At 40.3% G+C, this 13,413-nt stretch carries 8 protein-coding genes; 2 read left to right on the top strand and 6 right to left on the bottom strand.

The window, feature by feature from the left end; all coding sequences use genetic code 11:
* Nucleotides 1–39 precede the first annotated feature (39 nt).
* The 3 genes from QQL60_RS05575 to QQL60_RS05565 all read right to left on the bottom strand — a co-directional run bounded on the left by QQL60_RS05575 (nucleotide 40) and on the right by QQL60_RS05565 (nucleotide 3,328).
* On the bottom strand, nucleotides 40–264 hold the full coding sequence (locus QQL60_RS05575; protein WP_007145080.1) for a cysteine-rich CWC family protein: 225 nt from the start codon (nucleotides 262–264) through the stop codon (nucleotides 40–42).
* Nucleotides 254–2,341, bottom strand: a complete 2,088-nt coding sequence (locus QQL60_RS05570; protein WP_284722688.1) for a two-component system response regulator — start codon at nucleotides 2,339–2,341, stop codon at nucleotides 254–256. Before QQL60_RS05570 ends, QQL60_RS05575 begins: the two co-directional genes overlap by 11 nt.
* Nucleotides 2,342–2,410: 69 nt before the next feature.
* Nucleotides 2,411–3,328, bottom strand: a complete 918-nt coding sequence (locus QQL60_RS05565) for a GGDEF domain-containing response regulator (RefSeq protein WP_007145082.1) — start codon at nucleotides 3,326–3,328, stop codon at nucleotides 2,411–2,413.
* 196 nt (nucleotides 3,329–3,524) lie between these two features.
* On the opposite strand from QQL60_RS05565, the gene QQL60_RS05560 reads away from it, so the two are divergent.
* Both QQL60_RS05560 and QQL60_RS05555 read left to right on the top strand, forming a co-directional pair.
* Nucleotides 3,525–4,829: an ABC transporter substrate-binding protein gene (locus QQL60_RS05560; protein WP_007145083.1), complete on the top strand. Its 1,305-nt coding sequence runs from the start codon at nucleotides 3,525–3,527 to the stop codon at nucleotides 4,827–4,829.
* Nucleotides 4,826–7,558 (top strand): ATP-binding protein, encoded by a 2,733-nt coding sequence (locus QQL60_RS05555; protein ID WP_284722687.1) that lies wholly within the window; start codon nucleotides 4,826–4,828, stop codon nucleotides 7,556–7,558. Before QQL60_RS05560 ends, QQL60_RS05555 begins: the two co-directional genes overlap by 4 nt.
* On the opposite strand, the gene QQL60_RS05550 is transcribed toward QQL60_RS05555, so the two are convergent.
* From QQL60_RS05550 to QQL60_RS05540, 3 genes are all read right to left on the bottom strand, one after another.
* The gene (locus tag QQL60_RS05550; protein ID WP_379008253.1) at nucleotides 7,555–8,802 is read right to left on the bottom strand and encodes an ATP-binding response regulator; all 1,248 of its coding nucleotides are present in this window, start codon (nucleotides 8,800–8,802) and stop codon (nucleotides 7,555–7,557) included. The two genes, QQL60_RS05555 and QQL60_RS05550, sit on opposite strands and share 4 nt — an antisense overlap.
* Before the next feature lie 521 nt (nucleotides 8,803–9,323).
* Nucleotides 9,324–9,941, bottom strand: a complete 618-nt coding sequence (locus QQL60_RS05545; protein ID WP_273180394.1) for a response regulator transcription factor — start codon at nucleotides 9,939–9,941, stop codon at nucleotides 9,324–9,326.
* 121 nt (nucleotides 9,942–10,062) lie between these two features.
* A complete protein-coding gene (locus QQL60_RS05540) occupies nucleotides 10,063–13,401 on the bottom strand; it encodes a beta strand repeat-containing protein (RefSeq protein WP_284722685.1) in 3,339 nt (1,112 codons plus the stop codon).
* Nucleotides 13,402–13,413 lie beyond the last annotated feature (12 nt).

Below are 13,413 nucleotides of genomic sequence, written 5' to 3'. Positions count from 1 at the left end.
CTTCTTTTTATTTTATTTAAGTAATCTGAATGGATAGTTTCAGGCGCTGTATGGTTCTACTGCTTGCTTTGCAACACACTGCTGACAAATGCAGGCTTTACCTCTGTACTTAGCGGGCACACTATCTAACAGATTCTGGCTAAATACCCTGTCCGGCTGATGACACCAACAATCAGCCGGATTGTCAGCCGCTGATATATTGCCACATGCATTAGGGCCACCACATAACGGGCATAAAAGAGAATCAGAGGCTTCAGCTGCCATCTGTCACTAATTTCAACCACTCATCACGTGGCATGGGTTTGTAGAAATAATATCCCTGTATCAAATCACAGGACTTGGCTCGTAAATAGTTAGCTTGAGACAGACTTTCAACTCCCTCAGCGACTACCGTTAATTTCATTGCCTTCGCCATATTAATCACGGTATCAACAATGGGGTATTGACCGTCTTCACTAGTGATTTGATCAATAAAGGATTTATCAATTTTTAACTCATCAAGATGTAATTGACTGATATAGCTAAGATTGGATTGTCCGGTACCAAAGTCATCAATAGCAATGCCAAAGCCTGCTGTTTTTAAGTCATGAATCACGGTAGTTAAGACTTTGATGTTTTCAGCCATTACGGATTCGGTAATTTCAAAAATAATTTGTTTGCATGGAACAGCATGGCGCTGACATATTGCGTTAAACGTATCGACCAGAGTTGGATCCGCAAGTTGGCGAATACTTAAATTGACGGATATTTTTTTATCAAAGTTGGGTTGGCTTTGTCGAATGGCATTGAGCATGTCACAGACCTGATCAAGCACAAAGTAACCGATATTTATAATAACACCGGTACTTTCAGCGACACCGATAAAGTCTAAGAGATTCAACGGCGATGGATTGGTGCTATGCCAGCGTAGTAATGCTTCGGCTGAATCTACTTCGTTTGCGGCGTTAACTTTAGGCTGAAATACAACACTCAATGTATCGTAATTTAGTCCGGACAACATGGACTGAGCCAGTTCTGCCACTTTTATCGTACGACTATAATTGGTGTTTTCTACAAATATTAACTCACCTGAGTTGCCTTTCAATTTACAGTTTTTAATTGCATCTTCAAGCATAGGCAGCATTGCACCACTTTTTAAAATATCAGTGCTGAAGAAAGACATCACGCCGCTGATTGAAAGTTTATGCTCAAGTTGTTGACTGACATTCTTTAACAACATTGAAAAGGCATGCTGGATAGCCTCTTTCGTCGCTGCATAATTGACTTTTTCTATAGGCTGGATGGATTTTATAATAAACAAGTCACCACCGACCCGGTATAGTCTCAATGGCAATTTTTCTAATAATTTCCTAAGCTCATTGGTAATATCCCTCAGCAGCTTATTACAGTGACTATGACCATAGACAGCATTGAGTTCGTTGAACCTGTCCACATCAAGCAAACAACCTACATAACACGCCTTATTGCTTTTTTTGCCATAAGTTTTGTCTAAGTCTACTTCGAGTGCCTCTCTCGAGTAGGCCCCGGTTAACGGATCATAAAGGGCCGCTTTCAATAAACGTGCTTGTGTTAATTTCTTTTCAAATCTATCGCGTATCACATAAAGAAAAAGATAGCCCATCTCATTTTTATGTAATGAAATACCTACTTCAACATCGATCACTTGACCATTGTGTTTTATCAAGTCCATATGTCTGAAAATGGGTGTGAAGTCTTTTTGATCCGTTAATTCATCCACCCTATTCTGATGTGTAAGCTGCTCTGCGGGAATAATAAGATTGATGTTTTTATCACTTAATTCTTTATAACCGAATAAGGATTTGCTGTAGTCATTTGCCAGCTTTATCTGTCCCTGTGTATCTGTAATGATGACGGCCTCAGTCAGCATACTTAACAGGTTCATAAATTGATTATTGAGTTGTTCTAATTGTGTCTGTGACTTGATTTTAACGGTATTGGTGATATGGGTTCGATTGATGAGGATAGAACAAATCTTCTTCTCCAGCAGCTGTCTATTGACTGGTTTACTGATGAAGTCCACGGCACCAATGGACAATGATTTGAGATGATTATCAAACTCACCATGGGCCGTGACGATAATCACATTAATATGTCTCAAGCGTTCATTGTTACTAATCTCCGTTAAAACATTGAAACCGTCTATATCAGGCAAGCCAATATCTAGGAGAATAATATCCGGGACAATATCTTTTGCTGTGGCTATTGCACTCTCGCCTGAGGTGGCAACATAAATATCTCCTAAATCCTTAAGAGTCGAGGATAATTCCACAATTATGATCGGATCATCATCAACGATTAAAATTTTTCTATCGGTGTCCATGTTGTACCTTTTTCTCGTTATATAACGAGCTCTTATCAACAGATTTAGTCAGGCTTTACTCACTCATATTTAGTCATTTTTCATTGATGCAAAAGTAGCAACTTTAAAATTATCTCTACCCGCATTTTTTACTTCGTATAACAAACTATCAGCTGTCTTAATAAATTCATTGATATCGTGATGAGTATCATTCTGCTTAATTACAACGCAACCGAAACTCATAGTTAGATTCAGTGATACATCGTTAAGAGTATAGGGATCTGTACAGATGGCCTTTCGCATTCTTTCCAGAATCAGTTTTATTTCTTTTTCATTTGCTTCACAGTAGAGTAAAAATTCTTCCCCTCCAAATCGAGCGACCGTTTCAAAAGGTCGGAGACTGTTTCGCAAACGTTTAGACACATCGACTAAGACCCGATCTCCCATCTCATGACCGTATGTATCATTAATTTTTTTAAAAAAATCAATATCAGAAATAATAAGACAATGGCTAAGCGGTACTTCAGTGCGTGCCAGTCGGGATAGATGGGTTTTACAGGCATCAATAGCAGCACGTCTATTCAACAATCCGGTCAGTTCATCAGTATGCGCCAGTGATAACAACTTTTTTTGCAGATTAATAATGCGAGCGCCGACGCGTAGACGAGAGATAAAAATGGCACCATGAATGGGTTTTTCGATAAAGTCATCCGCACCTACATCAAGTGCATTTTGCTCGTTCTCTCCCAGTGAATTTGAGGTGACCATGATGATATAAGGTGTAATAGTGAATTTAAGCTCTCTGATTTTTTGACAGAGTTCAAGCCCATTCATTTTGGGCATAATCCAGTCAACGACAATAATTTCTGGCGTTATTTCTTGGTTAGCAATTATCTCTAGTGCACTATATGGATCATTCGCTACAAGTAGATTCATATTCGCTTTTTCTACAAAACTGCCCGTGGTAAGACAGTCAATTTCATTATCATCCACGACTAATACTTGCATTTTTTTATCCATAAATATGGCTGTAGCGCTCAGTTTCTACTGCTATTACATCCTGATCAAGTCTTTGGCTTAACTTTTTGTTATTTGGTATACGATTGTTGATAAAAAATGTTTAATTGCTCAATTAAGCAAGACTGATGTCGATACCATAAAAAATATGGCAGCTATTAATAAGCGATATATAAGGGATATCAAAATGAGTAACAGAACTGCACCGTCTTCTCAGATAAATGAAACCATCTCAGATGACAGACGCTCCTTTATAAAAAAATCTGCATTACTCACTGGATTGTCAGCCCTATCCACTAAGGCCCCTTTTGTTTTTGCCAAAACGACTCCTACCCTTCGAGTAATGGGAACACACGTCACACTTCAGGAAGAAATTCGCCAGAAAGCAATGGCCGATTTAGGTATCAATATTGTGTTTCAACCGGGCGGTGAAGCTGAGCTCATCCAAAAAGCAACCACGCAGCCCGGCTCATTTGACATCTACGAACAATGGACAGACAGCATACGCCAACTCTGGCAGGCCTCAGCTATTCAACCCATCGACACTGAAAGATTGAATTACTGGAATGAAATCAATGCACTTGCTAAAACAGGAAAGGTTTCACCAGAGGCACAAATTGGTCTTGGTGATGCGCCACATAAAATTTTGAATGTGCAAGACGACGACAGTTTAGGAACAGATTTTACAGGCAAAATTAGTTTTTTACCCTATGTACATAACGTGGATTCATTTGGCTATAACACCAATAAAGTAAAAAAAGGTATTCCTTATGAAACGGAAAGCTGGTCCTGGTTACTGGATGAACAATATCAGGGAAAGGTTGCTGTTGTTAACTCGCCGACCATTGGTATCTTTGATTTAGCGCTTGCCGCTCAGAGCAAAGGATTGATTCAATTCAACGATATGAGTGACATGAGTCAAGATGAGCTCAATACCTTATTTTCTATTCTGATCGATTATAAAAAGCGCCATCATTTTGCGGGTTTCTGGAACTCTGTTCCCCAGTCTATTGATTATATGAGTCAGGGAAGAGTATCTCTGGAAAGTATGTTTTCCCCAGCGGTTTCAGCTTTAAATGGTCAAGGTATTCCCGTCACCTACGCTGCCCCCAGAGAAGGTTATCGTGCCTGGCATGGGGTAATGTGTTTATCCAGCGAATGTCAGGGGCATGTAAAAGATGCCGCTTATGACTATATGAATTGGTGGCTGAGTGGTTGGGCTGGCGCTTTTATTGCCCGCCAGGGATATTACATATCGACCCCAGAACGCTCCAGACCGTTGTTAAGTGAAAATGAATGGGGCTACTGGTACGATGGTAAAGAAACTACCGCACCACTTAAAGGTACTGATGGTCGTATTTCAGTGCAAGCAGGTGATATGCGCACCGGTGGTTCTTACACCAAACGACTTAGTCATATCGCCATTTGGAATACGGTTATGCCAAACTATGATTATTCTTTACAAAAATGGTACGAGTTTTTGCTGGCATGAATAAATGGCATAAAGTCACTCTGATGAGTCAGCTATCGATACGTAAGCGTGTCTTTATCGGGTTTGCCAGTCTTACACTGATTTCGTTGTTTATTGTTATTGTGAATTTATTTTCACTCACCAACGTCGAAAAATTATTTAGTGATTACACAAAGTCAATAGCTCAAACTCGTCTGATGTCTGAAGTGGAAGCAGATATCATTGAACTTAATCGAAAAATCCTGGTGTTTCGCATCACTGATAGTCAATCTTCGATAAAAGATATTCAACTACTTCTTACAAGTTTAAAAACAAGCATTCTTGCACTGTCAAAGTCACCCGAATCCAGTCAGGAAGCTGCAAAAATTTACCCTAAATTTCTAGCATCCCTGCAAAAACTATCTGAACAAACTGCTAAATTGAATGATGAACGAATGGTGTTGAAACAATTACATACACAGTTAGATCAGAGCTTTAATAAAGTGTATGAAATGTTAGACACCATGATAAAACGACATAAAAACACACCGGAAGTTGTTCCGCTGTATGAAATACACTCATCTATCGCTATGTCTCAAAATCAGATGATGCAGTATTTTCAGAATCGCGCTAACAGCCGCCGTTTGAACTTTATTGAGAAATTCAATCTCGTACGAACCGATATGGCGCTTTACGCTGACCTTAAAACGACGGTGGAAAAAGAGAAAAAGTTAATTAGCAACCTTCTTATACAACTCGACACAATTAAAAACACTTTCTTTCGAACCATTCAGGCGGATCGTAATTTTATTTTTCTGGTCAATGTTGTCATTGCCGGAGAAGCCTCAGAATTAAAAAACTTATCAGTCCAGTTAAAAGACTATTCCATTAATAAACAAATGGCACTGTATGAGAATACTAACCAGAACCTTAGACTTTATGAACTCATCGCTTTTATTGGATCTTTTTTATTAATGGTTATCGCTCTGCTGATTTCGGGCAGAGTCAGTCGTGCTATTACCGCTCCTATCTCTGCTATCAGTTCTACATTTGATGATATAAGCCATGGCCGCCAAACACCCGCTATTCCCGGAATAGATCGCCAGGATGAGATAGGGACACTCGCTCGCTCAGCTAACTTGTTTAAACAAAGTGCTGACGAGACTAAACGCTTACTGAAAGAAACAAAGGAATTAGCAGAAACATTGAGCTTGCGAGAGGTTGAACTAGAGTTATCAGCTAAACAGGCTAATTTAGCAGCTGATGCAAAAAGTGCCTTTCTGGCCAATATGAGTCATGAAATCAGAACCCCAATGAATGGTATTTTGGGCATGATTAATCTGCTCAACGATACAAAGTTAAGCGAAAATCAACAACAATTTGCTCAAAATATAAAATCGAGCGCAGAGTCTTTAATGAGAATTATCAATGACATTCTTGATTATTCTAAAATCGAATCTGGCAAGTTATCGATTGAACAAACCCCTTTTCGATTAGAAAAACTGATTTCCGATGTTGGTAAAGTGGTTGAACCGAATGCTCATACCAAAGGGCTTCAATTATTATGCCCTGCTAATGCCATTGAAAACGTGCAGATCATTGCTGATTCAATTCGTCTGAGACAGGTATTACTCAACCTGCTGTCTAACGCTATCAAGTTTACTGAAAGTGGCTCGGTAGAGCTCACTGTCACCATAAAAGCGATAAATGAGGATGAACTCAGTATTTATTTCGCGGTGACAGATACGGGCATAGGTATTTCTGAATCTGAATTAACAAGCTTATTTGAACGCTTTAGTCAGGTCGATTCAGCATTAACCAGAAAAGCGGGCGGCACTGGACTTGGTCTCGCCATTAGTTCTGAACTCGTCAAAATGATGGGGGGGCAGCTTGAGGTTGACTCTACCGTTGGTAAAGGTACAACCTTCTACTTCACTATTGACGTAAAAATGGAACAGCGGCCTACAGCTCGAAAACTTTCCACCCCAGACACACTGTTTTTTGCTTATACCAATAATGACAAGATGGGGTTGTATCTACAAAGCTTATTTTCTAAATGGGGAAGTGAATTACAAGTCACATCAAACTTACTGGTGATTGAAACAAAAGTGCGAGAAGAAGACGCTGATTTGGTTTTATTAGTTGATAGCGTGATGCTTAATCAAATCAATGAGAGAAAACTCAAACAGCTAAAAGCAAAAAATATCCGAATTGTCTTGCTGTCATCATTAGCAGATGATTTTAGTCGCTCAATATTAGCCGAATTGTCAGATGAGACAGTCATCAAACCGGTATCGGCTTCTGAACTGTTTAATGCAACCCGATTATTAACCGAACAACTTAATCAGCAAACTGAACAAGATGCGACTGTTCATCAAATTGGTGTCAGCCAATCGCAATTTTCTGCTGAGGTGCTATTGGTTGAAGATGATGACATTAATCAGATGGTAGCAAGTGGTATGCTGGCAAAATATGGCATTAATGTCGATATTGCAGAAAATGGCGAAGCAGCTCTGATGAGACTCAGAGACAAACAATATGACATGATATTTATGGATTGCATGATGCCGATTATGGATGGTTTTACTGCTACACAACACTTACGTGATGGTCATGCCGGTAATTTAAATCTATCTATTCCGGTGATCGCTCTAACCGCTGATGTGATGGAAGGTGTGAGAGAAAAGTGTCTTGCCGCCGGCATGTCTGACTATATAACGAAACCGATTATGCCTGATACCCTGTTAGATATACTCAAAAAATGGCTTTAACGCTGGAGTATCTTTTCCATTAATAAGCGTAACTGAACCGGTTTGATAGGTTTCTGTAGTCGTAAAAAGCCATGGTGTTTAATCTCATTAATCACCGCCTCACTGGTATCGCCGGTGATAATAATGGCGGATGTTTTTCCTATAATAGATTCAATATAAGAAACAAAAGCGCAACCGTTGTAATCACCAGGCATTCGGTAATCGACCAGCAGAAAATCGGGTTTTTCACCATCTTTAATGGCTTCAATCGCCGTTGCCGTCGATGTAAAAGCACGACAATCACATCCCCAGCTATTGAGTAGCGCGGTCATCGCCTCAACAATACTGACCTCATTATCCACAATCATGACGTTAAGATTTTCTAGTTTATTTTGACGTGATGATAATTTAGGTGTTGTTGAACCTTCAGCGTTATTTTGTTCATTACTCAAAGGCAGACATAAAATAACTTCCGTACCTTTGTTAACCTGCGAATGTATCTGGATTGGGTGTTCAAGCAGGTTCATAATTCTCCGTACTATCGCCAGGCCCAGACCTAAGCCCTTTTGCCGATTTCTTTCTGGATTATGCAGTTGAACAAACTCATCAAAAATATCATTAAGCGATGATTTGGGAATGCCAATGCCCGTGTCAGCAATATGTAACTGGATATGCGTTTTATCTTTTTCAGAAATGAATACTTCCACTCCTCCCTGCTTTGTATAACGTATGGCATTCACCAGAAGATTGGTGATGACCCGTTCCAGCAGCAGTGGGTCACTAAATACCGTGTAAGGCGTTTTCTCAATATTAAGACTGAGCTGGTATCTGCTTGCATCATGCTGAAACGGCGGCTCTATTTTTTCTAACAAGCTACTGATATCGAAGCTGACTCTATTGGCATGAACGATATCGGCATCTAAACGAGACATGTCCAATAATACGTCCAATAGCTCATTTAGCGATTGAAGGCCCTGTTGAATATTCCCTATATCTTGTTGTTGAGATGGTGATGTCAGTTTCTGGCTGAGAAGCTCTGTAAATAAATTAACCGCGTGTAAAGGCTGACGAAGATCATGACTGGCGGAAGCTAAAAAACGGGATTTATCACGATTGGCTTTATCAGCGACTTCTTTTTGTTCTTGTAAATCTTTAATAAGATCCAGATTCTCATATTGTAATTTCAATGACTGGATAATGACTTTGTAAAGGTTCAGACAAAAAGCAAATGTGGCGGCCAAATAAACAATAGCACCAAATCCCATCCAGTTATAAAAACGCTCATCCTGAAACAGCATAATCAAACTGAGGGGTAACATGACGGGTAATGCAAACGCGGCATAGGCTATGGGTCTGGCCGAGAGCGAAGCCAAGCTGCCTGCCAGCATGCAAACTAATGTCAAAATGACAAAGGCGATATTAGAAATTTGTGCTGCATCAAAGAATAAGATACCCGCACTCCCCCATACGCAACCAGACAGACATGCCAATAGCACTTGGACCTTACCGTAATGAAATATCGTTTCCGTATCTGCGTGGGTCGTATCTAAACTTTTATAATGCCACCACCTCACCATAATCAATAAATACAGCACACTAAACCAGCTAATAGCGCTGAGCGAATAGGCTGTATTTTGCATCACCAACGTCATGGGTATCGCGCCAAGTGCATTACCGATAAGGGTGGCGGGACAATTACGATGGGCAATCAGAATTTTTTCAAGATCTATCTTTTGTTGATATCGCCCCAGATCAGTAGATGATTGTTGGTTAGTAAATCGAAACATTAATCCAAACCAAGTTGGTGAGCTTTTTTACCGGCTTCGCTACGGCTTTGTGTACCCAGTGCTTGAAAAATGGCACTAACGTGTGATTTCACGGTTGGCATGCTTATCGAGAGCTGTTCAGCAATCGCCTGATTTGAGAATCCCTGCCTCATCAGCCTTAACACTTCAAGCTGACGCTGGGTAAGATTGTGCTGACTCGCCCACTGTTCTGCTTTTGGTTTTAGCTTGTCCATGTCACTGTCTGGAAACACTTTCTGACCCAACATCACTTGCTCGATGGTCTGAAGAATGGTCTCTCCTGATGACGACTTAGGAATAAAACTCATAGCACCGAGGTTAAAGGCAGTATCAATATCTATCGGATCAGATGAAGCTGAAACAATAATAATTGGCACCAGAGATGATGAATCCGATAAAGACTGTAACAACTGAAAGCCATCCATGATCGGCAAACGTAGATCAATTAAGGCCACGTCATATTGTCCCGAACTTAATTTATCAAAAGCCGCTTTGCCGTTATTGACAGTATCAATGATATCGATGTTATCTGCCTTGCTGAGTAAGGCTGATAAGCCATCTAAAAATAACTGATGGTCATCAACTAGTAATAGTTTCACGTCTGAGCCTGCCTTTTATTATTTTTATAGGTCATTATTCATAAAATTGAAAAATCAGCCTAGTTTAAATGAAAAAAAGCCGTCATTAACGACGGCTTTTTCCTCGCGTTTCACATTGACTTTAACGTTGGCTCATACGACGACGTATACCAATGAATCCCATCAGTGCAGGTGCAAACAAGAAAATGGCTGCCGGTACGGGTACCGCACTGACACTTTCAGTAATCACCAGATTGGCAAAGGTATCACCGAAGATCACATCAAAATCAAAGCCACTCATCAGCGGCAGAATGATGTTATCAAAACTGCCGACTAAGCTGCTGAAGGTCATGAAATTAAAGATCCCGGCTTTAAGTTCTGAACCGATAAAGTCAAAACTCAACACACCGGCCAATGTCGCCACACCATTTACAGCAAATACATCCGCGCTATTACCGTCAAACTCGATATTCATTACACCAAATGTACCTTGGGTGTAATTGCCATTCACCGTCAGTTTACCGATAGAGTTACCTGGGGTCAGGCTGGCATAATCGCTATAGCTGGTGCCGTTCACTAACACATTGCTATTAATCACGCCGTGACCGTTCAAGTTACCGCCATTAATGTTGACGTTCTTTTGGGTCATGCTGCCATTTACTGTGGTGCTGCCAGCGGTTTGAATAAACTCACCACTGCCAGACACAATGTGGCCATCCGTCGTAATAAATTGACCAGAGTTGGTGATGATGCCGTTATTTTTCAATGTCCCTTGGTTGGATAAGACACCGGCATTCTCAATCGTTGCTTGGTTGTTGATCTCACCAAAGTTAGTGAAGTTACCGCTACTTTTATTGCTTATCTTTGAGGTATTCGATAGCGAACCAGTGGAGGCATTGGTCAGTTTTCCTTCATTGGAGAGGCTATTTTTATTATACAAAAGCCAGTGATTATTAAACTCACCGGTGTTAGTGATGACACCGTTATTCTCCATGGCCAGAGTATTGAACTCACCGGCATTAGCAAATGTGTTGTTGTTATAAAACTCCCCGGTATTATTAAAAAGCGCACCCGCGTTATTCGTTATGCGACCTGCATTGGTGAGTCTATTATCGCTAATGAATCGACCGCTATTATTGATTTGGCCGGATGAAGCCACATTGAGATCACCTGAGGCTGAGTTAGTCAGCTGACCGCTATTGCTCAGTACCCCCTCAACGATGAACTCATCGTTATTATTGAGCACGCCGGTATTATTGAGCGTTGCACCTACTTTATTTTTTAATACAGAGGCATTAGTCAGTGTGCCCGCATTCTCAACGGTGCCACTATTTACAAACACGCCAGTATTGACAATATTGCCTCCAGCCAGGTTTTTCACATTAGCGAAGTTATTGAACGTACTGGTGTCATTATTATTTATCACGCCAGTATTGGTAATGGTGTTTTCATTATCCAGCAGCCAATAACTTGTCAGCGTGCCGGCATTGGCAATAGTCCCCGTATTTTGAAGGCCGAAAGAGTTAATTGCCCCTTCACTATTCAAGGTGCCATTGTTAAAAAACTCTTTCGTGTTATTGATTGTGCCGTTAATCGCATTATTGATGACACCATAATTTATCAGCCGAGCGTCATTTGACAGCATTCCCCGATTTGTCATCGTGCCAGTGCTAGACAGTGTCATCTCAGCCGAACCAGTATTACTGATGTAATTGTAGTTAGTTAACTGGCCACTGCTTGAAAATGCACCCGTATTATTTATTTGTCGGTTATTAATCAAGGTGCCATTATTCGCTAAGGTACCTGAGTTATTCAGCGTGCCATCGTTCGTTAAGGTGCCCGAAGCACTGTTGGTGAATAAGGTTTCATTATCAAGCTGACTGTAATAGCTCATATTAAACTCACCTTCATTGGTGATGTTCGAGGGTGAATATTTTTGATTGAGCAATTTGCCCTTCAGGTTAAGGGTGCCATCAGATGTATTGATGAGGGTATTAACGTTAGTAAAGTCTGCATAGTCATCAATCAAAAACTGACTGTAATTATTTACTGTGCCGCCATTAACAAATTTACCCTGATCAATAAATTGGCTGTGATTATTGATATCGCCATAATTTGCCATAGTGGAATATAAAGTGGAGGTAAATGTGCTCTTATTGTTCAGCACACCACCATTGGCAAACACACCGCTGTTGAGGATTTGCCCGTTTTTGTTGTTATTTAGAGTGCCAGCATTAGCAAATTGACCACTATCTGAGTTAATCAAGCTACCCGCATTATTGAGTGTGCCGGTTTCGTTATTTTTTATAATGCCGTGATTGGTTAAAGTGCCACCGGTCTGATTGCTGAGTATGCCATTGTTATTCAAACTTGCTGTTGTATGGTTAACAAAACTGGCCATATTAGCGTTGTCGAATCTGCCAGTTTGCTGATTGTTGAACGTACCATGATTATTAACGATGCCATCACCTTGATTATTAAAGGTGAAAGCGTTGGTAAATTGTGCACCACTATTATTGTTGAGTACACCGTTGTTATTGAACGTGGCATCCTTCTCATTAGACATCGTGGCATTGTTGTTTATTGTGCCAGTATTCTCTAGCTTTCCCTTTTTATACTCATTACCAATGTAAGTATTGCCAGATCTATTTACGAAACTGCCATCATTTGTAATCAAACCAGTATTCGTGAATTTATAAAATGTGGTAAATGAATGACTGGCGGTATTGTTTAGTTGACCTTTGTTAAGGAATTGACTCTCATTTTCTACACTAGAGTCATTTTGAAAAATACCTTCATTATTAAAAGATGAACCCAATCTATTATGAAGAAATCTATTATTCTGAAATATGCCTGAGGCTCTGTTTTCAACTCGGCCATAATTGTTATTAAAAAACAATCCCGTATTTTCGTATAGACCCGAGTTTGTAATCTTTCCGGTATTATTCATCGTAGGCAGCGATATACCGTTGTTTGTTACCACCCCATCTTGGCCAATGGAGATATTGCCTCTGTTACGATGCTCACCGGTCATTTCCCATCTACCATTGGTAGAGATATAACCGTCTCTAAAATTTTCAAGGGAATGAGACTTAAAGACGGAGTTACTGCCATTTTGGATAGACGCTTTATTCCAAATATTGCCTCTATAACTATCAAAGGTGGCATTATTCTCGATTAAGTGCTCATTGGTTATCGCACCCCGGTTATCGATTAGGCCATTATTAACTACAATGCCAGAAGTCATATTGGCAAATTCGTTACCACCACCCGATTTAAATAGCTGGCCACCTGCTGTAATAGTTATTTTACTCGCGTTTTTATATCCATCTAATCCGATATAACCATCGCTGACGGTGATTGGGGATGTGTTTGTACCATAGAGTCCTGTGACAGCATGCACAACTGACGGCGCCAGTAAAAATGAGCTGCACAGCAACGTAGTAGAGAGCGACAGAAACTGTCGTTGTTTATTTATCATCACTCGGATTCC

It is taken from the genome of Methylophaga thalassica, from assembly GCF_030159795.1.
Lineage (GTDB): Bacteria > Pseudomonadota > Gammaproteobacteria > Nitrosococcales > Methylophagaceae > Methylophaga > Methylophaga thalassica.
This window is presented reverse-complemented; position numbering and strand designations above follow the sequence as displayed.